A 21,722-nucleotide genomic window follows, 5' to 3' on the forward strand; every position below is an offset into this window, starting at 1 on the left:
GCTTTCTTCATGCAGCCCATGTTTTCAACACTGGAAACCGACGACGACACTCCGCCCGCGGCCACGGCCGAGCCGCGCAATTCCTACCTCGAGGAAAAGGCGTTCAAGTCGCGCACGCTGCTGATCTTCGGCAGCATCACCGACAGCGTGGCGGCCGACGTCACGCGCCGGCTCATCGCACTCGATGCCGACAGCGGCGACAAACCCATCGACATCCTCGTGAGCTCGCCCGGCGGGCACCTGGAGTCGGGCGACGCGATCCACGACGTGGTGCGCTTCATCAGCGCGCCGGTGCACATGATCGGCACCGGCTGGGTCGGCAGTGCCGCCACGCACCTGTTTTTGGCGGCGCCGCGCGAGCGCCGCGTGTGCCTGCCCAACACGCGCTTTTTGATCCACCAGCCCAGCGGCGGCGCGGGCGGCCAGGCGACCGACATCGCGATCCAGGCGCAGGAAATCATCAAGGCCCGCCAGCGCATCGCGCACGAGATCGCGCGCGAAACCGGCAAGCCCATCGACGTGGTGCTGGCCGACATCGAGCGCGACCGCTGGCTGTCGGCCACGGAGGCCGTGGAGTACGGGCTGGTCTCACGCATCATTCAGCGCAAGACCGAACTGCGACCGGCCTGATCAGGCCTTCGGCTTGTAGGCGACGACGTCGATCTCGACCTTCGCGTCGACCATGAGGCGCGCCTCGGTGGTCGAGCGCGCCGGCTTGTTTTCACCGAAGTAGCTCATGTAGACGCGGTTGAAGGCACCAAAGTCGCGCGCGTCGTGCAGCCAGACGGTGCTCTTGCACACGTCGTCGAGCGTGGCGCCGGCCAGCGCGAGCACGGTCTTCAGGTTCTCCATCACCTGGCGCGTCTGCACCTCGATGCCGCCGGCCACGATCTCGCCCTGCGCGTTGGCGGGCACCTGGCCCGACACGTAGACGAAATCGCCCGCGCGCACGGCGGGGGAGAAAGGGCGGGCCTGGCGGTCGGAGGCGATGGGCGGGGCGCCGAGGTATTCGAGGGGCATGGGAACTCCTGGGAGTGAGAGGGTTGAGTGGGGCGGGTGAGGGCCGCAGTATCCATCCGATTTGAAAGACTTTTTCAGAATAACCACTCAACAAGGGTTAACACGGATGATTTGGCACGAAGTCTGCTTCAAAGTCTGGGCCAGAAAGAAAATTTCTTTCATAAATCAGTCCGCCCCATGAAGGAGTTCTCCATGTCTCACGCCGGTCTTGTCCAGCGCCTGCCCCGCCTGTCGAAGCGCAGCCTGCTGGGAGCTTCCCTGCTCGCGATGCTGTGTGCCGCACTGCCTCACCCCAGCGCCCACGCGCAGGGCCCGCGCAACTTCGCCACGCTGGCGATGGTGGCCGAGCCGCAGACGCTCGACCCGATGGCCTCCACGGCCGACCTGGTCGGAACCATCATGCAGCACGTGTACGAGACGCTCTACACCTTCGACGCCAAGTGGAACGTGGTGCCGATGCTGGCCGAGGGCATGCCGAAAATTTCGGCCGACGGCAAGACCTACGCCATCGCGCTGCGCAAGGGCGTGGCGCTGCACAACGGGCGCGAGCTCACGGCCGACGACGTGGTCGCCAGCCTGCAGCGCTGGATGGACCAGTCGCCGCGCGGCAAGGCCGTGGGCAAGGAGATCGAGAGCCTCAAGGCCAAGGGCCCGCTGGGCGTGGAGATCGTGCTGAAGGCGCCGTACGCGCCGCTGCTGTCGCAGCTCGCGCTGCCCAGCGGCATGGCGGCCATCATGGCCAAGGATTCCATCGCCTCGCCGCTGAAAGACTTCGTCGGCACCGGCCCCTACAAGTTCAAGGAGCGCCGCCCCGACCAGTTCGTGCTGCTCACGCGCTTCGACAAGTACGCCGCGCGCAAGGAGCCCGCGAGCGGCTATGGCGGCAAGCGTGAAGCCGCCATTGAAGAGTTGCGTTTCGTGCCCGTGCCCAACGCCAGCACGCGCGTCGAGGGCGCGCTGGCCGGCCAGTACGACTTCGCCGACCTGCTGCCGGTGGAAGCGCTGCCGCGCCTGGAGAAGGCCGGCGGCAAGACGCTGCCGATCATGACGCCGTCGTTCGGCTTCCCCTACCTCGTGCTCAACACCAAGGAAGGCGTGGCCGCCAACCAGGCGGTGCGCCAGGCCGTGCAGACCGCGCTGGGCCAGGGCGAGATGCTCGCGGCCGGCTTCGGCGACACGCGCTTCTTCGTGGCCGAGGCCAACCACTTCCCCAAGGGCTCGCCGTTCTACTCGGCGGCCGGCGCCGACCAGTACAACCAGCGCAACGCCACCAAGGCCAAGGACGCCGCCGCCAAGGCCGGCTATAAGGGCGAACCGATCCGCGTGCTCACCAGCCGCCAGTACGACTTCCACTACAACATGTCGCTGCTGATGGCCGAGCAGCTCAAGCGCGCCGGCTTCAAGGTCGACCTCAACGTGGTCGACTGGGCCACGCTCGTGCAACGCCGCAACGACCCGAAGCTGTGGGACATCTATGTGACCCACTCGGGCCAGTTCCCCGAGCCCATGCTCTCGCCGCCGCAACTGGGCGACGGCGCGCCCGGCTGGTGGGATTCGCCCGCCAAGAAGGCTGCGCTCAGCGCCTTCAACACCGAGAGCGACCCGGCCAAGCGCGGCGCGCTGTGGGGCAAGGTGCAGCAGGTGGTGTACGACGAGGTGCCCTACATCAACGTCGGCAAGTTCAACGGCCTCTCGGCCAAGAGCCCGGCGCTGGACAACTACCAGCCCGCGACCTGGCCGTTCTTCTGGAACGCGAAGATCAAGTAAGGCCCGGAGCAGCACCGCCATGCCATCGCGTCGCCAACTTTTGCAAGCCAGCGCACTGGCCTCCGGCCTCGGAGCCTTAGGCCTCACAGCCTCCACCGTCCAGGCCGCCACTTCCGGCCCGGTCTACGCCTACGTCGGCACCTACAGCGACGGCGGCAAGCCGTGGCGCGGCGGGCGCGGCCTGGGCGTGCACCAGTTCGTGGTGGACGGCGCGACCGGCGCGCTCAAGCCTATTCCCGGCGCACCGCCGGCCGTGGCCAGCGCGGGCAGCGATGCCAAGCTGCGCAACCCCGCCTCGCTGGCACGCCACCCGACGCTGCCGATGCTCTACGCCGCCAACGAGTTCGAGGCCGGTTCCGTCTCGGCCTTTCGCATCGGCGCCAACGGCGCGCTGTCGTTCGTGGCCGAGATGCCCTGCGGCGGCAAGGACCCGGCGCACCTGAGCGTGCACCCCGACGGCCGCTTCGTGTTCACCGCCAACTACGCCAGCGGCGACGTCAGCGTGATCGCGCTGCGCACCGACGGAAGCTTCGACACCGACCGCGCCGCCGTCGTCTACAAGGACGTCGCGGCCTGCGGCGCCGCCACGCCCTGCAAGCCCGGCGCCGACGTGGTGCCGCTGGCCGCGCGTTCGCACGAGGGCTTTGCCACCAGCGACCACGACGGCCCGCACGCCCACATGGTGCAGGCCGACCCGGCCGGCAACTTCGTGCTCGTGGCCGACCTGGGGCTCGACCGCGTCATCTCGTACCGCTTCGACCGCGCCACCGGCGTGCTGAGCCAGCCGAGCACGGTGGCCGTGTCCGAGAGCTCGGGCGCGCGCCACTTCGCCTTCCACCCGAACAGCAAGTGGGTCTACCTCGTCAACGAAGAGGCCTCGACCATCGCCTTCCTGCGCTACGACGGCGCCACCGGCGTGCTCACGCTGGTGAGCGAGACCTCGGCGCTGCCCGCCGGCTTCAAGGGCACCAGCTACGCCTCGGGCATCCGCATGCTGCCGGGCGGCACGCACTTCGTGTCGCTCAACCGGCTGCACGATTCGATCTCGATCTTCAAGGTCGATGCGCGCACCGGCGCACCCACCCTCGTGCGCGAGGAGTGGACGCGCGGCAACTACCCGCGCAGCTGCACGCTCGAGCCGAGCGGGCGCTTTCTCTACGTGTGCCACAACAAGCAGGGCGACAACGTGACCATCTTCCGCGTGAAGAAGAACGGCGACGTGCAGTTCACCGGCCAGTACGTGGCCGTCGGCAGCGCCGCCGCCATCGAGTTCTCGTCATGATCAAGAGCGCATCGCTTCGCTACATCGCCTCGCGCGCGGGCGGCATGCTCATCGTGCTGGCCCTGGTGGCCGTGCTGGTCTTCGTGCTCACACGCGCGGCTTCGGGCGACCCGATCTCCGTGCTGCTGGGCGACCAGGCCACCGCCGCCGACATCGCCCGCGTGCAGAAGGACTACGGCCTGGACAAACCCCTGCCCGTGCAGTTCGGCTACTGGCTGCGTGAAGTGCTGCAGGGCAACCTGGGCACCTCGATCTTTTTGCAGCGCCCTGTGACGCAGGCACTGTGGGAGCGCGCCGAGCCCACCACCTTGCTGGCCCTGCTGGCCGTGGCCATCGCCGCGCTCATTGGCGTGCCTTGCGGCATCGTCTCTGCGGTGTTCCGCGGCCGCGTGGTCGACCAGTTCTTCACCGGCATCGCGATGCTGGGTGCGAGCATTCCCAGCTTCTGGCTGGGCATCGTGCTGATCCAGATCTTCGCGGTGTCCTTCGGGTGGTTCCCGGTGTCGGGCTACGGCGCGCCCGATGCGCCGTTTGCCGAGAGATTGCACGCGCTGGTGCTGCCGGCCACCGTGCTGGGCCTCTTGAACTCCGCGCTCATCATCCGCTTCACGCGCGCCTCGATGCTCGACGTGCTCGGTGAAGACTACGTGCGCACCGCGCGCTCCAAGGGCCTGAGCGAGAAGGTCGTCGTGCTCAAGCACGCGCTGCGCAACGCGCTGGTGCCCATCGTCACGGTGATCGGCCTCACGGTCGCGCTCATGATTGGCGGCGCCGTCATCACCGAGACCGTGTTCGGCCTGCCCGGCGTGGGCAACCTCGTGGTCAACGCCGTGCTGCGGCGCGACTACCCCGTGATTCAAGGCGCGCTGCTCGTGATTGCCGCGATCTATGTGCTCATCAATTTCTCGATCGACCTGCTGTATGCCGTCGTCGATCCGCGCGTGAAGGTCTGAACGATGCGCATGCCTCGAATGCTCCGCCAGCTGATGCACCGCCGCATCGTGATGGTCTCTGCCCTGGTGCTGCTGGTGATCGCCATCATGGCCATCGGCGCGCCACTGGTCGCCTCGGCCGACCCCAACGACACCGCGGTGCTCCAGCGCCTGAAGGCGCCCAGCGCCGAACACCTGCTGGGCACCGATGAACTGGGCCGCGACATGTACTCGCGCATCGTGCACGGCGCGCGCTACTCGCTGGCCATCGCGGCGCTCACGGCGCTGGGCGCGGTCATCGCCGGCACGGTGCTGGGGTTGATGGCCGGGTTCTTCCGCCGCCTCGATGCGCCGCTGATGCGCGTGGTCGACGCCATGATGTCCTTCCCCGACATCCTGCTGGCCATCGCGCTGGTGGCCATCCTCGGGCCGTCGCTGATGAACACCGTGCTCGCGCTGGTGCTGGTCTACACGCCGCGCGTGGCGCGGGTGGTTCGGGCTTCGACCTTGGTGGTGCGCGAACTTCTCTTCGTGGAGGCCGTGCGCGCCTTGGGCGTGCGCACCTCGCGCATCCTGTGGCGCCACATCCTGCCGAACCTGATGTCGCCGATCCTCGTGCAGGTGTCGTTCATCTTCGCCTACGCGATCCTGGCCGAAGCGGGTTTGTCGTTCCTCGGCGTCGGCGTGCCGCCCGAGATCCCCACCTGGGGCACCATGGTCGCGGGCAGCCAGCAGTATGCGCACCAGGCCTTCTGGGTGGTGCTGTTCCCGGGCCTGGCGATCATCTTCACGGCGCTGTCGCTGCAGCTGCTGGGCGATGGTGTGCGCGACCTGCTCGATCCGAAACTCAAGAAGACCTCGTGATGAACACCGCGAACACCACCCCACGCCTCACGGTCACCAACCTGAGCACCAGCTTCCCCACCGAAGACGGCCTGATCCGTTCGGTGGCCGACGTGAGTTTCTCGATCCAGCCCGGCAAGACCACCGCGCTGGTGGGCGAGTCGGGCTCGGGCAAGTCGGTCACCAGCCTCACGCTGATGCGCCTGCTGCCCAAGACCGCCAACGCGCAGGTCAGCGGATCGGCCTCTTTCGTCACCCGCGAAGGCAAGACGCTCGACCTGCTGCAGATCGGCGAGCGCGAGATGCGCTCGCTGCGCGGCAACCAGCTGTCGATGATCTTCCAGGAGCCCATGACGAGCCTGAACCCGGTCTTCACCATCGGCGAGCAGATTGCCGAGAGCGTGCGCTTGCACAAGGGGCTGGACCGCAAGGCGGCCTTGGCCCATGCGCTGCGCATGCTGGAGCTGGTGGAGATTCCGGCTGCGGCCCAACGCATCCACGAGTACCCGCACCAGCTGTCGGGTGGCATGCGCCAGCGCGTGATGATCGCGCTCGCGATGGCCTGCGACCCGACGCTGCTGATCGCCGACGAGCCCACCACCGCGCTCGACGTGACCATCCAGGCGCAGATCCTCGAACTCATGCGCCGGCTGCAGGCCGAGACGGGCATGAGCATCCTGTTCATCACGCACAACCTGGGCGTGGTGGCGCACCATGCCGACGACGTGGTGGTCATGTACTCGGGCCGCGTGGTCGAGCGTGCGCCGGTGCGGCCGTTGTTCGCGCAGCCCGAGCATCCGTACACGCAGGGCCTGCTGGCCTGCCTGCCGGGCAAGGCGCGGGTTCCTGGGCAACCGAAGCCCAAGCGCTTGTTCGCGATTCGCGGCCAGGTGTCGAGTCCGCTTGCGCCGCCACCGGGCTGCGCCTTCGAGCCGCGCTGCGACCAGGCGCTGGCGAGCTGCAAGGACGCGATGCCGCCGCTCATCGACATCCGGCAAGACCGCCAGGCGCGCTGCGTGCGCGTGCAGCCCGACCAACCGCTCGCGAGGGCTGCATGATGACCACCGCTGTTTCTTCTTCCTCTCCCCTCATCGAAGTCCGCGGCCTCAAGAAATACTTCGGCAGCAGCGAGCGTCCCGTGCGCGCAGTCGACGACGTGTCCTTCGCGATCCACCCCGGCGAGACACTGGGCTTGGTCGGCGAATCGGGCTCGGGCAAGAGCACCATCGGGCGCACCGTGCTGCGCCTGGTCGAGCGCACCGAGGGCCAGGTGCTGTACCGCGGCGACGACATCGGCGGCCTCTCCGGCGAGCGCATGCGCAAGCTGCGCAGCAAGCTGCAGATCATCTTCCAGGACCCGTACGCCAGCCTGAACCCGAAGATGCGCATCAGCGCCATCTTGGGCGAGGCGCTGTCCACGCACGGGCTGCACAAGGGCGCGGCGGCACGCGACAAGCGCATCGCCGAGCTGCTGGAGACCGTGGGCCTGCGCCCCGAGCATGCGAGCCGCTTTCCGCACGAGTTCTCGGGCGGCCAGCGCCAGCGCATCGGCGTGGCCCGCGCGCTGGCCGTGGAGCCCGAGTTCATCGTGGCCGACGAGCCGCTGTCGGCGCTCGACGTGTCGATTCAATCGCAGGTCATCAACCTGCTGGCGGATCTGCGCGAGCGCCTGGGCCTGACCATGCTCTTCATCTCGCACGACCTCGATGTGGTCGAGTACCTGTGCGACCGCGTGGTGGTGCTGTACCTGGGCAAGGTGATGGAAGTGGCCACCACCGAGGAGCTGTTCGCGAACCCTTCGCACCCCTACACCCAGGCGCTGCTGGCCGCGAGCCCGAAGCCCGACCCCGAGCTGGCCACCGAGCGCATTGCCCTGAAGGGCGACATCCCCAGCCCGATCTCGCCGCCCTCGGGCTGCGTGTTCCGCACGCGCTGCCCGCATGCCATCGAGGCCTGTGCGCAGACGGTGCCCAGCCTGGATGAGATTTCCCCCGCACACTACAGCGCCTGCATCCGCAAAGAACTGCTCTCCAACATCGCCGTTGCACGACCATGACCGACACCGTTTCTGCTACCCAAGACTTCATCGACCCGCTGCTCAGCGACCGTTTCAAGGGCTACCCGCGCACCCAGCCGCCGCGCCTGCGCAGCGAAGTCGGCGCCGCCGGCTGGAACGTGCTGGCCGGCGACTTGCCGCTGCCGCTGGCCGTGCTCAAGCGCGAGGCGCTCGAACACAACCTCCAATGGATGCAATCGCGCGTGCGCGAATGGGGCATCGACCTGGCGCCGCACGGCAAGACCACCATGTCGCCGCAGCTGTTCCAGCGCCAGCTCGACGCCGGCGCCTGGGGCTTGACCTTTGCCACCGTCACGCAACTGGCCGTGGGCGTGGCCGCCGGCGCGCGCCGCACGCTGATCGCCAACCAGGTCGTGAGCGACGAAGACCTGGCCGGCATCCAGCTGCTGCTGGCCGACCATGCGGACCTGCGCGTCGTGTTCCTGGTCGATTCGGTCGCGCAGCTGGCGCTGATCGAAGACTGGTCGAAACGCCATCCCGCCAGCGTGCCTTTCGAGGTCATGCTCGAGATCGGCGTGCAGGGTGCACGCACCGGCTGCCGCACGCACGACGAAGCCATTGCGCTCGCCACGCGGGTGCGCGCCAGCGACGCGGCCAAGCTGGTGGGCATCGAGACCTATGAAGGGCAGGGCGCCACCGGCGAAAGCGGACCCGACACGGCCTACGCCACCACGCTGATGGACCGCGTCGAAGCCGTGGCGCGTCACTGCGACACGCACCAGCTCTTCGAGACCGACGAGGTGCTGGTCTCTGCCGGTGGCTCGGCCATCTTCGACCTCGTGGCCGGGCGCCTCAAGCCTGCGCTGGGCTCGCCGGTGCGCGGCCTGCTGCGTTCGGGCTGCTACGTGACGCACGACCACGGCTTCTACAAGCGCATGGTGAGCGTGGTCGACGAACGCCTGGGCTGCGACTGCGGCGAAGGCCTGACGCCGGCGATGGAAGTCTGGGCCAATGTGCAGTCGCGGCCCGAGCCGGGGCTGGCGATCCTGTCGGTCGGCAAGCGCGACATCTCCTTCGACCTGTCGATGCCCGTGCCGATCGCGCGCGCGGCGCGCGGCGCGTTGCAACCCCAGGGCGTGCCCGCCGGCTGGAAGATCACCGCGCTGAACGACCAGCATGCCTACCTGCGCTGGGACGAGAGCGAAGAGGCCGATGCACCGAAGGTCGGTGACCGCGTGGGCCTGGGCATCTCGCACCCCTGCACCACCTTCGACAAGTGGCACTGGATGCCCGTGGTCGAGAACGACTACCGCGTGAGCGACGCCGTCGCCATGCACTTCTGAAAACGTACCGATGACGCCCTCCTTGCTCCAGAGAATCGCCGAGGCGCGTGGCGATGCGCCGGCCACGCGGCGCGCGATCCTCGACCTGATCCTCGAAGACCCCGACCGCGCGCTCGAAGAGAGCTTCGAGCAGCTGGCCGAGCGCTCGCGCAGCTCGGTGCCCACCATCATGCGCACCTGCCGCGACCTCGGCTTTGCCGGGCTGCGCGAGTTCAAGCTCGCGCTCGCGCAGGAGCTGGCGCTCGGCGGTTCGCCGCTGCACCGCCGCGTCAACATCGAAGACGCCGCCGACGAAGTGGTCAGCAAGATCGCGCGCAGCGCCGCGGCTTCGGTCTCGGGCGTGCGCGGCCAGCTCGACATGCAGGTGCTCGACGGCGCCGTGCGCGCCATCGCGGCGGCGCCGCACGTCGACCTGTACGGCGCGGGCGCCACCTCGTGGTTCATGGCGAACGACCTGCAGGCGCGGCTGTTCCGCCTCGGCCTCTCGGCCAACGCCTGGGCCGACTACCACCTGCAGCAGGTGGCCGGCGCGGCGCAGCGTCCGGGCGGCGTGGTCATCGCCATCTCGCACGTGGGCGGCATGCCCTCGCTGCTCGACGCGGTCGACATCGCGCGCGGGCAGGGCGCGAAGGTGGTTGCGCTCACGCGGCCGGGCACGGCGCTCGCGGCCAAGGCCGATTTCCTCATCGGCCTGTCGGTGCCCGACGATGCCGTGATGCACGTGGGCATCGACGCCTACCTCACGCACCTCACCGTCATCGAGATCCTCACCGTGCTGGTGGCGCAGCACCGCGGCGAGCCCGCCGTGCAGCGCCTGCAGCGCGCACGCGAGGCTTTCCAGCGCCACGGCATCGACGCCACCACGCACCCGCTGCAGAGCTGGGACGGCGGCGGCATCAACGCAAAAAAGGGAGACGGCGAATCATGAGCACCGCACCCGCTGTGCTGCTCGAAGCCGGCCTCGTGGTCGACGGCTCGGGCGGCCCTTCGTGGCCCGGCGACGTGCTGTTGCAGGGCGACCGCATCCTGGCGCTGGGCGACGGCTTGCGCACGCGCCTGCCTGTAGGGTTGAGCATCGCCGACATCGACGTGGTCGACTGCCGCGGCAAGGTGATCGCGCCCGGCTTCATCGACGCCCACACGCACGACGACGCCATCGTGCTGCGCGACCCGCTGTGCCTGCCCAAGGTGTCGCAGGGCATCACGACCGTGGTCACGGGCAACTGCGGCATCTCGCTGGCGCCGTACCGCACGCCGCAGTCGAAGCCGCCGCTCACGCTGCTGGGCGCCGACTCCTTCAAGCACGCGACCATGGCCGAGTACCGCGCCGCGGTCGATGCGGTGCAACCTGCGCTCAATGTCGCGGCACTGATCGGCCACACCACGCTGCGCTTCGCAGCGATGCAGGCGCTCGACCGGCCCGCCGATGGCGACGAACTGGCGCGCATGGAGGCGCTGCTCGACGACTGCATGGCTTCGGGCGCGCACGGCATGTCGTCGGGCCTGTTCTACGAAGAAGCCTTTGCTGCGCCGGCCGAGGAAGTCACCGCGCTCGCGCGTGTCGTGGCGCGCCATGGCGGCGTGTACGCCACGCACCTGCGCAGCGAGATGCAGCAGATCATCGAGGCGCTGCACGAGGCCGGCGACTCGGCCTTCAACGCCGGCGTGCCGCTGGTCATCTCGCACCACAAGTGCGCCGGTCCCGCGAACTGGGGCCGCACGAAGGAGACCCTGCCGCTGATCGAGGCGCTGTCGCTGCGCCAGGAGATCGCGATGGATGTCTACCCCTACGTGGCCGGCTCCACCGTGCTGCGCGAAGACCTGGTGGACGGCGTGATCGACGTGCTGCTGACCTGGTCCGACCCGCACCCCGAGATGACCGGGCGCCTCCTCTCCGACATCGCGCGCGAGTGGGGCACCACCGAGCAGGAGGCCTGCTTGCGGCTGAAGCCCGGCGGCGCCTGCTATTTCCAGATGCAGGAAGAAGACGTGGAGCGCGTCATCGCGCACCCGCTCACCATGATCGGCAGCGACGGCCTGCCGCACGACCGCCATCCGCACCCGCGGTTGTGGGGCGCGTTCCCGCGCGTGTTCGCGCGCTACTGGCGCCAGCGCAAGCTCTTCACGCTGGAGCAGGCGGTGCACAAGATGACCGGCATGACGGCGCGGAACCTGCGCATCGCCGATCGCGGCCTGCTGCGCGTCGGCACGATGGCCGACGTGGTGGTGTTCGACCCCGAGACGATCACCGACACCGCCACCTACGACAAGCCGCATGGCGTGAGCCTCGGCGTCGAGCGCGTGTTCGTGAATGGCGTGCTGGCCTATCGCGGTGGCGAGGGCGAAGCGAAGGTGCTGGCGCGCGCGGGGCGGATGCTCACGCGCGGACGCTAGGCATCAGGCAAACACCAGGCAGACGGGCGCGGGCACCTGCGCCACCTGCACCGGCTGGTCCAGCCTGCCGCTGGCCGGATCGATGCGCAGGCGCAAGACGGTGTCGCCCTTCTGGCTGAGCGCATACAGGTGACCGCCGCCCGGCGCCATCGCCAGCGCACGCGGAAAGCGCAGGCCTTCGCCCCAATGCTGCAGCGGTGTCAGCGCGCCGTTGCTCGCATCGATGCGGAACGCGGCGATGCTGTCGGCCATCGGGTGGTCCGACTTCAGGCGGCGGTTGCTCGCGTAGAGAAATTGCCCCGAAGGATGCATCACCAGCGCCGCCGCATTCTTCTGGCCGGCGTAGCCCTCGGGCACGGTCGAGATGCGCAGGCGCTGTTCCCCGACCTTGCCGCTCGCCGCGTCGTAGCCGAAGCCGGCGACCGTGGCGTCGAGTTCGTTCACCACGTACAGGAAGCGCTGCGACGGATGCAGCGCCAGGTGGCGCGGGCCGCTGCCGGGCGCGACGGCCGTGCGGCCGAGCAGGGACAGCTGGCCGTCGGCGAGCGTGAACGCGTTGATGCGGTCGGTGCCCAGGTCGGTGGCGAGCAGGCGCTGGCCCGTGCCGTCGAACAGCACCATGTGGGGATGCGGCGATTCCTGCCGCTGCGCGTCGGGGCCGGTGCCGGTTTCCTTCTCGATGCCCGAGACCTTGCCGAGCCTGCCGTCCGCCTCGATGGGCAGCACGTTGTAGGCGCCGCCGCCGTACAGCGCCACGGCCAGCGCACGGCCATCGGGCGACACGGCCAGGTGCGCGGGGACCACGCCCGAGAGCGAGAGCGGCTGGCGGTTGAGCAGCGTTAGGCGCCCGTCGTTCGCATCGATCGCATAGGCCTCGGCCGTGCCGGTGGGCAGGCCCTGGTAGGTGTCGATCTCGTTGATCGCATAGAGGAAGCGACGGCTGGGGTGCACCGCGAGGAACGAGGGGTTCGCGCTGGCGACGGTCTGCACCGGCGTCCAGCTGCCGTCGCGGATCGCGAGCACGTAGATGCCCTTCGATGCCGGGCCGCCGGCGGTGCCGCCCGGTGCGTCGCTGGTGTAGGTGCCGACGTAGGCGAAACGGGGTGCGGGCAGGGTGCTGGCGACTGCGCTGCTTGCAGTCTCGGGCGTCTGCGCACTGGCGGGGGCCAGTGGTGTCAATGCGCCGAGCGCGGAGGCACCACCGATCCACTGCATGACGGCGCGGCGGTTCCGACCGGGTTGGCTGGGGCTGTGTGTCATGGGTTCTTTCCTCTCGTGCAGGGGTTCAGGGCCGCACCGACATGGCGTGGTGAAAGATGTTGTTCGGGTCGTAGCGCCGTTTCACTTTCCGAAGGAAGGCGTAGAGCCCCTGGTCCCCGTAGTAGAGCTGCGGCCAGAACGGGTGCGCCAGCATGTCGTTGTCCGGGTAGTTGATGTAGCAGCCCTCGTAGCGCTCGCCGGGGTAGGGCGTGCCGGCAAAGCGCTCGGGCACGTCGGGCGTGCCGTACACGTCGCGGTAGAAGTCGCCGATCCAGCGCAGGTGGCCGGCATCGTCCGCCGCGCTGCGCCAGTAGGTCTGGTACTGCAGCTTCATGATCGACGCGCGTTGCGGCACGGCGGTGTCGTCGATGCGCTCGGGCTTGTTGATCGCGCCGCCATAGGAGTCGACCTGCACCAGCGACTGGCTCAGGTCGATGCCGGGCATCGTGCGCGTGAGGTGCGTGTAGATGCGCTGCGCCTCGCGCGCGGTGAAGCTGCGCTTCATGTAGGCCGACTTGTACTTGCCGCGCTGGTTCTCGCCCGAGCCGTTGAGGTACTGCGTGGCCGTGAGCCAGTCGTAGCGCGTCACGGTGTGCGGCTTGGAGCACAGCAGCTGGCCCGTGTCCCGCTGCGGCGCCGGGCCTACGCCGGGCGCGCGGCCCTTCAGCGGCACGGGCGTGCAGGCGCGAAAGCGCTCGAGAAAATCGTGGAGCACCGTGAGGTCGTTGCAGGTGCCGTCGGGGTTGCAGAACTGCGTGAGCATCACGATCTGGCCCGACGAGCGGTGCGTGAGCTTGAGCAGCGAGAACATGCCCCAGGTGTCGGGCGAGGTGCCGCGCGTGGCCCAGTAGTCGCCGTAGATGGCGAGCAGCTGGGCGAAGCGTGCGGGCGTCATGCTGGCCCAGTCGAACGCGACCACCGCGAGCGCCACCTCGCGCGGCGCGGTCGGCAGGGTGTCGAACACATAGCTGGTGATCGCGCCGAAGTTGCCGCCGCCCGCGCCGCGGCAGGCACGGAACAGCTCCGGGTCGCGCGTCGCGTCCACGGTGCGCGGCACCACCTTGCCGCGCGCATCGACCGTGAGGATGTCCACCGCCGAAAGCCAGTCGACCGTGAGGCCCTGCAGGCGCGAGAGCAGGCCGTAGCCGCCGCCGCAGATGTGCCCGCCCGCGCCCACCGAATAGCAGGAGCCGCCGGGCAGCGTGACGTTGTGCTGCTTGTACAGCTCGAGGTAGCCGTTCCAGTTCTGCGTGCCGGGCGCGACGCGATAGCGGCCGTCGCCCTTGCGCTCGGCACTGGCCTGCGTGAGCAGGCTCAGGTCGAGGATCGCGCCGCCGGGGTTGTTGGAGACGAAGTCTTCATAGCAGTGCCCGCCGCTTCGCACCGTGGGCCGCCGGCCCGCATCGACGATGCGCTGCAGCGCGGCGGCGGCATCGTCCGCGTTCTCCACCAGCTCGATGCGCGACGCCGCATCCGAATCAACGGAAGGCCATCGCAGGTTGAAGCCTTTCTTCAGGGTGTTGTAGCGCGGATCCTGGCGTGTCACGGTGATGGTCATGGGCACTTTCTGAAGGACGCCGTGCGACGGCGGTAAGACGAAAGAAGGACGCGAAAGCTGGGACGTGTCTTACGCGCGGGTATTCATTTGCAAGGCCGGCCGGAAATGGAAGCGTTATGTCTTATCTCCAGCGGGTCGTTCTGAATGCTGCGCGATGGCGCTCATCTTGCCGTCAATTTCGAGCGCGTCGCACCCCCTCGAAAGCATGTGGGTTTCGCGTCACGGACACCGCATCCGGCGCGCAAGAAAGGGCGCGCAGAAGGTGCCCGCGATCTCAGCGTGCGCCTGCCGCGGCTTCGTCTTCCGGCTGTGCCTGGAACATCCGCGTGAAGTCGCAGCACGCCTGCGCCAGCATCACGATCGACGAGGTGAGCGCGCTGCGGTGCTCGCCCTTGTGCATGGCCACGTAGCGCACCACGGGCAGCGCGGGCGTCACGTCGAGCACCTCGAGCATGCCGGCGTCGACCAGCGGCGCGAGGCATTCGCGCGGCAGGTAGCTCACGCCCAGGCCCGACACGGTGAGGCCCGTGAGCGCGACGAGGTTGCTCACCACGATCGCGTTGGCGGGCTGCACGCCCTGGTCCTTCATCCAGGCGTCGTAGGCGCGGCCGGTGCCCGAGTTGTTGCCCTGCACCAGCATGCGATGGCGCGCCAGGTCGTGCAGGCGCACGGTGCCGCCGCCCTGCACCACGCCGGGCTTGCACATCCACGCGCTCTTCACGCGGCCGATGACCTTGCTCTGCATGCGCGAGTCGGCGAAGGTGTGGGGCACGATGACCACGTCGAGCTCGTCGGCCAGGAGCTTGTCGCGCAGCTGCAGGCTGTCGTCCACGTCGGGCTCGAGGATCACCTTGGGGTAGTGCTGCTGGATCAGGCCGACCAGGCGCGGCAGCCACGTCATGGCGGTGAGCTCGGTCACGCCCAGGCGGATGCGCCGCTCCACCACGCCGGGCTTGCCGAACTGCTCGACGGCGGCGTCGCGCTGGTCGAGCAGCTTCCTGGCGAGCACGAACATCTCCTCGCCCTTGTCGGTGAGGCGCGCCGTGCGCTGGCTGCGGTCGAACAGCTCGGTGTCGAACAGCTGCTCCAGCTCGTGCACGCGCTTGGAGATGGCCGACTGCGAGGTGTGCAGCTGGTTGGCCGCCTGCGCGAAGCCGCCCAGCCGGGCGATCCAGTACAGGGCTTCGAGTTGCTTGAAGGTCATCACGGCGGGCGGCTCCTGAAAGAAAGAACGCTTTTTTTCATGTGATTCGATCACAAAAAATCGCTTTTAGAAATTCATCGGGACGCAGAAGATGCGCGCCAGGCCACCGTCATTGCAACCCAAGGAACACACCATGGACTTCAAACTGCCTCTCGCGTCCGCACTCGCCCTCGTCTTCGCCTGCGGCGCCGCCAGCGCACAGGACGCCGGCACGCTGCGCAAGATCAAGGACAGCGGCACGATCCAGATCGGCGCGCGCGACAGCCAGATCCCGTTCTCGTACAAGCTCAGCGCCGACAGCGCGCCCATCGGCTTCACCAACGACATCTGCCTGAAGATCGTCGACGCCGTGAAGGCCAAGCTGGGCCTGCCGAAGCTCGAGGTGCGCTACACCATGCTCAACTCGACCAACCGCATCCCGCTGCTGCAGAACGGCACCGTGGACCTCGACTGCGCGACCACCACCAACACCACGCAGCGCCAGGCGCAGGTCGACTTCGCGCCGAGCCACTTCGTCACCAACATCACGGCCGCCGTGAAGAAGAACTCGGGCATCAACGCGCTGCCCGACCTCAACGGCAAGAACGTGGCCACCGTCTCGGGCAGCACCTCGATCCAGCTGCTGCGCGGCGCGCGCAAGAGCGGCACCATCGAGGTGAACGAGATCGCGGGCAAGGACACCTCCGACGGCTTCCTGCTGCTGTCCACGGGCCGCGCCGATGCCTACGTGCTCGACGACGTGCAGCTGGCCGGCATGATCGCCAGTTCCACCAACCCGGGCGACTACAAGATCCTCAAGGAGTCGCTGCGCCAGGAGCCCTACGGCATCATGCTGCGCAAGGACGACCCCGAGTTCAAGGCGCTGGTCGACGAGACCGTCAACGGTCTCATGAAGTCGGGCGCCATCGAGCAGCTGTACACCAAGTGGTTCCTCTCGCCGATCCCGCCGCGCAACGCGAACCTGAACTTCCCGATGACGGATGCGGTGCGCGAGATCTACAAGAACCCCAACAACAAGGGCGTCTGACACCATGGCAGCCACACGTGCGGACCTGCCCCAAGGCGAGCTCCTTTCCGATGCGCTGATGCGCCAGGTGCGCGAGCGCTTCCTGGGCATCGAACGCGACCACCACGGCCGCGAGCGCCTGTACTTCGACAACGCCGGCGGTTCGTTCCGGCTGAAGGCCGCGGTCGAGCGCTTCGCGCAGGTCGACGCCATTCCCGACAACGCCGAGCGCATCCACGCCACCGCCGTCGAACTGCAGGCCATGCAGGCGCGCGGCGCCGACGACCTGCGCACCATCCTCAATGCCACCGGCGGCAGCGTGTACCCCTCGCTCACCGCCTCGGGCGCGATGTTCGACATGGTGCGCGCGGTGGCCGAGAACGTGCCGGGCACGAACATGGTCACGACCGCGCTCGAGCACCCCTCGGCCTTCGATGCCATGCGCCTGTATGCGGAGCGCCTCGGGCGCGAGCTGCGCGTGGCGAAGAGCAACCCCGTCACCGGCGGCGTCGACGTGGACGCCATCGTGGGGCTGGTCGACGAGAACACCTGTGTGCTCAATGTGATCCACGCGTCGAACATCTCGGGCGCCAAGCTCGACATGGCGGCCATCGTGCGGCGCGCGCGCGAGATCAAGCCCGACCTGTACATCCTCGTCGATGCCGTGCAGCACGCGCCGCACGGCGTCATCGACCTGCAGCAGACGCCGGTGGACGGCATCAACCTCGCGCCCTACAAGTTCTTCGGCTGCCGCGGCTCGGGCTTCTCGTGGATGTCGGAGCGCGCGGCTGCGTTGCCGCACCACAAGCTGGCCGGCAAGAAGCCCGGCCATTGGGAGCTGGGCAGCTCGGCGCCGTGGCAGTTCGCGGTGCTCACCGAAATCGTCGACTACGTGGGCTGGCTCGGCGGCCACTTCACCGAGGCGACCGACCGACGCGCCCGCTTCGTGGCGGGCATCGAGCGCATCGAGCTGCACGAGCGCGCGCTGCTGGCGACGCTGCTCGACGGCACCGCGCAGACGCCGGGCCTGCGCGCGCTCGACGGCGTGCAAGTCTTTCTCGACCACGAAGACTTGACGCAGCGCGACCTGATCCTGGGCATCGGCTTCGACGGGCTCGACTGCACGCAGGCCGTGGTGGAGTACGGCCAGCGCGGCGTCACGGTGTACGAGCGCGTGGCCAGCAGCATCTACTCGAAGCGGATGCTCGAATCCTTCGGGCTCGAAGGCACCGTGCGCGTGTCGCCGCTGCACTGCCACACGGTGGGCGAGATGGAAGCCTTCCTGCGCGTGACGCGTGAGATCGCAGGCGCTTTCACACCCGCGGTCAGCGCGGCGTAGGCCGCGCCAGCGCCGCGCAGGCCGGCGTGTCGTTCGCCTGCCGCAGGTAGGCGAGCAGGTCGGCGCGCTCCCGCGGATCGGGCACGCCGTCGTAGGTCATGCTGCTGCCCGGCACCATCGCGAGCGGGGCGCTGAGGAAGCGGTCGAGCGTCTTGTCGTTCCACACGATGCGCGACTTCTTCATTGCCTCCGAGTACGTGAAGCTCGGCACGCTGCCGGCGAGCCGGCCGAACAAGCCGCAGTGGCGCGGCCCGACCCGGTCGGCGGCCAGCGCGTGGCAGGCCTGGCAGCGCGCGTAGACCTGCTCGCCGCGCACCGCATCGGGCGTTGCGGCAGCCGCACAGGCCCACGCGGCCAGCAGGCTCGCAGCGAGCCCGCGCGCCGCACGGCTCACGACACGAACGCCGAAGGCACCGGCGCCTCGCCGAGCGCCTGGCGCAGCACGGCCCAGTGCATCGCCTCGTCGCCGAGGATGCTGGCCGCGGCCTTCGACAGCTCGCGGTGGCCGAACAGTGGCACCGCGCCCAGGTAGGCGCTCACGGCGCCTTGTTCGAGCTTCGCGGCGAAGCGCAACACATCGGCTTGCGACTTGAGCTGTTCCACCGGGAAGTCGTAGCGCGCCTTGGCCGCGACGGCCTTGCCGCCGAGCTTGGCGATGGTCTTGGCCAGCACGTCCGCATGTTCCTTGTGGTGGCCCTGGAAGGTCACGGCGAGGTCGAGCACGGGCCTCTCGAGCAGCTTGCTTTCCGCCCCGAGCTGGTAGGCCGCGATCGCCTCGAGCTCGGCGCCGAGCGCGGTGTTGAGGATCTGCACGTCGTTGCCGGTGGCACTGCCGCTCTTCGCGGCCAGCGCGTCGCGCCCTGCCAGCAGCGCCACGGCGGCGCCCGACAGCATCAGGCCGGAGTGGCCGAGAAAGGCGCGCCGCGCGGCGATCGGGGTGGGCATCAGGAAAAAGGACATGGTGGGGTCTCCTCGGGGTGGTGGTTGTGGGAAGCCATCAGGGCAGCGTCGCCAGCACGCGCGCCACGATGCGGTCGCAGCGCGCGCCGTCGAACGCGAAGGCGTCGCCCGTCGCCAGGTCGATGTCGCGCGACAGGCTCTCGCGCAACAGGCTGCGGGCGCGGAAGAAGCGCAGCCGCACCGTGGCCTCGGGCAGCTGCAGCGCCTCGGCGGTTTCGCCGACGCTGAGTTCCTGCACCGCGCGCAGCACGAACACGGTGCGATAGGCCTCGGGTAGCCGGTCGATGCGGCGCTCCATGAGTCGGCGAAGGTCTTCCCGCATGGCAAGGCGCTCCGGTTGGCGGTCGGGGTCGTCGGCGAGCTGGGTGTCGGGGGCGTCGTCGTCATCCTCCGAAGCCACGCCGCCGTCGAGCGGAATCACCTGCGCGCCGCGGCGGCGCAGGCGGCCCAGCGCCTCGTTGATGACGATGCGCACCAGCCAGGTCGAAAGCTTCGCCTCGTCACGGAAGCCGCCGATGGCGCGCCAGGCGCGCAGGTAGGCGTCCTGCAGCGCGTCTTCGGTGTCGGCGTCGCTGTGCAGGATGCTGCGCGCGGTGCGAAACAGCAGCTGGTTGTGGCGCCGCATGATGCGCGCGAAGGCCTGCGTGTCGCCCTGCGCGGCGCGTGCGGCCAGTTCGGCGGCGGACGCGTTCGCGTCGGCATCGGCAGTCAGGGGCAGGGCGGTGGGCGGCATGCGGTGAGTTCCTTCTGCCCATTGGATGGCGCATCCCCGCGCCGTGTTGCAACTTTCTCAGGCGCCTTCCTGCGGCCCCTGCGGGGCCTGTTGCGCGCTCACGCGCGCGATGTTCTGCTGGTGCGACACCAGCATGGCCGTCAGCTCGCCGTGGATGTGCGCGTCGCCGATGCGCGGCAGCAGCGCCTGCAGCTTGCGCACCACCCAGCCCTGGCCGCGGTTGAGCAGCGCCAGGCGCGCGTCCAGCGCCGGCACCGCCATCGCGCGCTCGTAGAAGGCGCCGGTGCGCGTGCTGGGCGTGGCGGCCAGCGACTGGATCGCGTCGATCAGCACACCGCACCAGCGCACCTCGTCGCGGTGGATGTCGGTCACCAGGCGCCGCAGCGCGGGGTCGTCGGTCTCGGCGGCGCTGCGCAGCGTGATGCGCGCGCCGGCGCGCTCGGCTTCGAGCAACTCGTTCAGCGCGGCCAGCAGGTCGTCGCGGTCGCCGGCCTCGCGGTAGGCCGCGTCCAGCTCGTCGGCGTAGCAGACCGGCGAGGACACCTCCACCCGCTCGGGAAAACGCAGCCCCTGCGCGCGCAGCGCGGCGGGCGTGTCGGCGAAGGACGGGGCGGCATCGTCGGGCGGGGCGGCGTGGGGCATGGGCGGCAAGGGACGCATGGGGCAGGGCTCCTGAAGTCGTGCGCTCATGGTGAACCGATGCTTCTCCCCAAGCCAATGAATGTTCATTGCAAATGAGTGCAAAAAAACTAATATGAATCCGATGGACATCGGCCTCGCCCGCACCTTTCTCGAAGTCGCGGCCACCGGCAGCTTCGTGGCCGCGGCCGAGCGGCTGCACCTGACGCAGACCGCCGTCAGCGCGCGCATCCGCCTGCTCGAAGACCAGCTCGGGCGGCGCCTGTTCGTGCGCAACAAGGCCGGCGCGCGGCTCACCGCGTCGGGCGAGCGCTTCGTGGCCCACGCGACCACGCTGGTGCAGGTGTGGGAGCGCGCGCGCCAGCATGTCGCGCTGCCGCCGGGGATCGAGGAGGGCGTGAGCGTGGGCAGCGAGCCCAGCCTGTGGCATCCGCTGCTGGCCGACTGGCTGATCTGGATGCACCGCGTCTGCCCCGAGATCGCGCTGCGCGCCGAGGTCGACAGCGCGCAGCGCCTGCTCGACGCCGTGCAGGGCGGCGCGCTCGACCTGGCCGTGCTCTACAACCCGCCGCAGCGCCCCGGCCTCGTGGCCGAGCTGCTGGCCGAGGAGCGGCTGGTGATGGTCACCACCGACCCCGAAGGCCGGCTCGACCGTGCGTGCTACGTGTCGGTCGATTGGGGGCCCGCCTTCGCGGCCAACCACGAGGCCGCGTTTCCAGAGCTGGCCCATGCGCCGGTGTCGATCTCCCTCGGGCCGCTGGCGCTCACCTACCTGCTCGCCGTGGGCGGCGCGGGCTACTTCCGCATCGGCGTCGCGCGGCCCTTCCTGGCCGACGGCCGGCTGCGGATGGTGGAGGGCGCGCCCGAGTTCTCGCATTCGGCCCACGCGGTGTATGCGCCGCAGCGTGAGAACGAGACGCTGGCGCGCGTGCGCGCCGGGCTGCGGCTGGTGGCGGCAGAGGAAGAAGGGCGCCAGGGCAGCGGCGTGCATTCGCCGGACTGAGGCGCCGTCCTGCATCGCCGGGTGCTACTTTCAGGTACTTACGCTCGGGCCACCGGGACTCCGACAATCGGACGCATGCCACCCCGCGCAACGCGGGGAAGAAAAATAAGTTCGGGGAGTTTCATGTCCAACCACGGCAGCGTGCCCTTGCGCATGCGTTCGTCGTCACCATCCGCTGACCGCAGTGCCCTGTGGGCCGAGTTGAGCCAGACGGCGCGGCTGTATCGCCTCGAAGCGCCGAGTGCTGCTTCATCGTCTTCGTCTGCCGCGCGCGAGAGCATCGATGCCTTGCGCGTGGAGGGCTGGGTGCAGCGCGAGGCGGTGTCGCAGCTGTTCGAGCTGCGTATCGTGTGCCTGAGCTTGCGTGCGGACCTGGCGCTGTCTTCGCTGATCGACCAGCCGCTGACGCTGGTTACGGTGCT

General features: G+C 69.0%; 22 protein-coding genes. 14 read left to right on the forward strand and 8 right to left on the reverse strand.

The features are described 5' to 3' along the window. The first annotated feature begins 9 nt into the window (after positions 1-9). Positions 10-630, forward strand: a complete 621-nt coding sequence (locus AC3WQM_RS15035; protein ID WP_369644561.1) for an ATP-dependent Clp protease proteolytic subunit — start codon at positions 10-12, stop codon at positions 628-630. Here AC3WQM_RS15035 and AC3WQM_RS15040 read toward each other — a convergent pair whose 3' ends face one another. Then, complete coding sequence (locus AC3WQM_RS15040; protein WP_062473709.1) at positions 631-1,020, reverse strand: RidA family protein; 390 nt, start codon at positions 1,018-1,020, stop codon at positions 631-633. A gap of 192 nt (positions 1,021-1,212) precedes the next feature. Here AC3WQM_RS15040 and AC3WQM_RS15045 point away from each other — a divergent pair, with 192 nt between their 5' ends. The 9 genes from AC3WQM_RS15045 to AC3WQM_RS15085 are packed head-to-tail and all read left to right on the forward strand — an operon-like array spanning position 1,213 to position 11,598. Beyond that, positions 1,213-2,787: an ABC transporter substrate-binding protein gene (locus AC3WQM_RS15045; RefSeq protein WP_492679752.1), complete on the forward strand. Its 1,575-nt coding sequence runs from the start codon at positions 1,213-1,215 to the stop codon at positions 2,785-2,787. A gap of 19 nt (positions 2,788-2,806) precedes the next feature. Beyond that, entirely contained in the window at positions 2,807-4,069 is a 1,263-nt protein-coding gene (locus AC3WQM_RS15050; RefSeq protein WP_492679754.1) for a lactonase family protein, read from the forward strand. Continuing rightward, a complete protein-coding gene (locus AC3WQM_RS15055) occupies positions 4,066-5,022 on the forward strand; it encodes an ABC transporter permease (RefSeq protein WP_095743846.1) in 957 nt (318 codons plus the stop codon). Before AC3WQM_RS15050 ends, AC3WQM_RS15055 begins: the two co-directional genes overlap by 4 nt. A gap of 3 nt (positions 5,023-5,025) precedes the next feature. Continuing rightward, complete coding sequence (locus AC3WQM_RS15060) at positions 5,026-5,865, forward strand: ABC transporter permease (RefSeq protein ID WP_095746729.1); 840 nt, start codon at positions 5,026-5,028, stop codon at positions 5,863-5,865. Beyond that, positions 5,865-6,902, forward strand: a complete 1,038-nt coding sequence (locus AC3WQM_RS15065; RefSeq protein ID WP_095743848.1) for an ABC transporter ATP-binding protein — start codon at positions 5,865-5,867, stop codon at positions 6,900-6,902. Before AC3WQM_RS15060 ends, AC3WQM_RS15065 begins: the two co-directional genes overlap by 1 nt. Beyond that, the gene (locus AC3WQM_RS15070; protein WP_492679756.1) at positions 6,902-7,900 is read left to right on the forward strand and encodes an ABC transporter ATP-binding protein; all 999 of its coding nucleotides are present in this window, start codon (positions 6,902-6,904) and stop codon (positions 7,898-7,900) included. The genes AC3WQM_RS15065 and AC3WQM_RS15070 overlap by 1 nt, the downstream gene beginning before the upstream one ends. Further along, a complete protein-coding gene (locus tag AC3WQM_RS15075; protein ID WP_492679758.1) occupies positions 7,897-9,204 on the forward strand; it encodes an amino acid deaminase in 1,308 nt (435 codons plus the stop codon). The genes AC3WQM_RS15070 and AC3WQM_RS15075 overlap by 4 nt, the downstream gene beginning before the upstream one ends. 10 nt (positions 9,205-9,214) lie before the next feature. Continuing rightward, the gene (locus AC3WQM_RS15080) at positions 9,215-10,132 is read left to right on the forward strand and encodes a MurR/RpiR family transcriptional regulator (RefSeq protein ID WP_070064119.1); all 918 of its coding nucleotides are present in this window, start codon (positions 9,215-9,217) and stop codon (positions 10,130-10,132) included. Next, positions 10,129-11,598: an N-acyl-D-amino-acid deacylase family protein gene (locus tag AC3WQM_RS15085; protein ID WP_492679760.1), complete on the forward strand. Its 1,470-nt coding sequence runs from the start codon at positions 10,129-10,131 to the stop codon at positions 11,596-11,598. Before AC3WQM_RS15080 ends, AC3WQM_RS15085 begins: the two co-directional genes overlap by 4 nt. A 3-nt stretch (positions 11,599-11,601) precedes the next feature. Here AC3WQM_RS15085 and AC3WQM_RS15090 read toward each other — a convergent pair whose 3' ends face one another. From AC3WQM_RS15090 to AC3WQM_RS15100, 3 genes are all read right to left on the reverse strand, one after another. After that, complete coding sequence (locus AC3WQM_RS15090) at positions 11,602-12,858, reverse strand: lactonase family protein (RefSeq protein WP_492679762.1); 1,257 nt, start codon at positions 12,856-12,858, stop codon at positions 11,602-11,604. Positions 12,859-12,883: 25 nt separating this feature from the next. After that, the gene (locus tag AC3WQM_RS15095) at positions 12,884-14,416 is read right to left on the reverse strand and encodes an FAD-binding oxidoreductase (RefSeq protein ID WP_492679764.1); all 1,533 of its coding nucleotides are present in this window, start codon (positions 14,414-14,416) and stop codon (positions 12,884-12,886) included. Positions 14,417-14,690: 274 nt separating this feature from the next. Continuing rightward, positions 14,691-15,620 carry a LysR family transcriptional regulator gene (locus AC3WQM_RS15100; protein WP_492679766.1) on the reverse strand — a complete coding sequence of 310 codons (930 nt, stop codon included), beginning with the start codon at positions 15,618-15,620 and terminating at the stop codon, positions 14,691-14,693. Positions 15,621-15,753: 133 nt separating this feature from the next. On the opposite strand from AC3WQM_RS15100, the gene AC3WQM_RS15105 reads away from it, so the two are divergent. Together AC3WQM_RS15105 and AC3WQM_RS15110 are read left to right on the forward strand one after the other, a co-directional pair. Further along, positions 15,754-16,647, forward strand: coding sequence for a transporter substrate-binding domain-containing protein (locus AC3WQM_RS15105; RefSeq protein WP_492679768.1), 894 nt, complete (start codon positions 15,754-15,756; stop codon positions 16,645-16,647). A 4-nt stretch (positions 16,648-16,651) separates the two neighbouring features. Then, positions 16,652-17,965, forward strand: coding sequence for an aminotransferase class V-fold PLP-dependent enzyme (locus tag AC3WQM_RS15110; RefSeq protein WP_492679770.1), 1,314 nt, complete (start codon positions 16,652-16,654; stop codon positions 17,963-17,965). Here the strand turns inward: AC3WQM_RS15110 and AC3WQM_RS15115 are convergent. The 4 genes from AC3WQM_RS15115 to AC3WQM_RS15130 are packed head-to-tail and all read right to left on the reverse strand — an operon-like array spanning position 17,952 to position 20,348. Next, positions 17,952-18,359: a c-type cytochrome gene (locus AC3WQM_RS15115; RefSeq protein WP_492679772.1), complete on the reverse strand. Its 408-nt coding sequence runs from the start codon at positions 18,357-18,359 to the stop codon at positions 17,952-17,954. The genes AC3WQM_RS15110 and AC3WQM_RS15115 overlap by 14 nt on opposite strands. Then, positions 18,356-18,925, reverse strand: coding sequence for a ferritin-like domain-containing protein (locus AC3WQM_RS15120; protein WP_492679774.1), 570 nt, complete (start codon positions 18,923-18,925; stop codon positions 18,356-18,358). Before AC3WQM_RS15120 ends, AC3WQM_RS15115 begins: the two co-directional genes overlap by 4 nt. 37 nt (positions 18,926-18,962) lie before the next feature. Further along, positions 18,963-19,658: an RNA polymerase sigma factor gene (locus AC3WQM_RS15125; protein ID WP_492679776.1), complete on the reverse strand. Its 696-nt coding sequence runs from the start codon at positions 19,656-19,658 to the stop codon at positions 18,963-18,965. Positions 19,659-19,715: 57 nt separating this feature from the next. Then, the gene (locus AC3WQM_RS15130; RefSeq protein WP_492679778.1) at positions 19,716-20,348 is read right to left on the reverse strand and encodes a DUF6306 domain-containing protein; all 633 of its coding nucleotides are present in this window, start codon (positions 20,346-20,348) and stop codon (positions 19,716-19,718) included. Between the two features lie 73 nt (positions 20,349-20,421). On the opposite strand from AC3WQM_RS15130, the gene AC3WQM_RS15135 reads away from it, so the two are divergent. Both AC3WQM_RS15135 and AC3WQM_RS15140 read left to right on the forward strand, forming a co-directional pair. Continuing rightward, a complete protein-coding gene (locus AC3WQM_RS15135; protein WP_492679780.1) occupies positions 20,422-21,300 on the forward strand; it encodes a LysR family transcriptional regulator in 879 nt (292 codons plus the stop codon). Positions 21,301-21,423: 123 nt separating this feature from the next. Further along, positions 21,424-21,722: hypothetical protein (locus tag AC3WQM_RS15140; protein ID WP_492679782.1), on the forward strand; the 299-nt coding region annotated here is incomplete at its 3' end.

It is taken from the genome of Variovorax sp. FW301-JW7, from assembly GCF_058788795.1.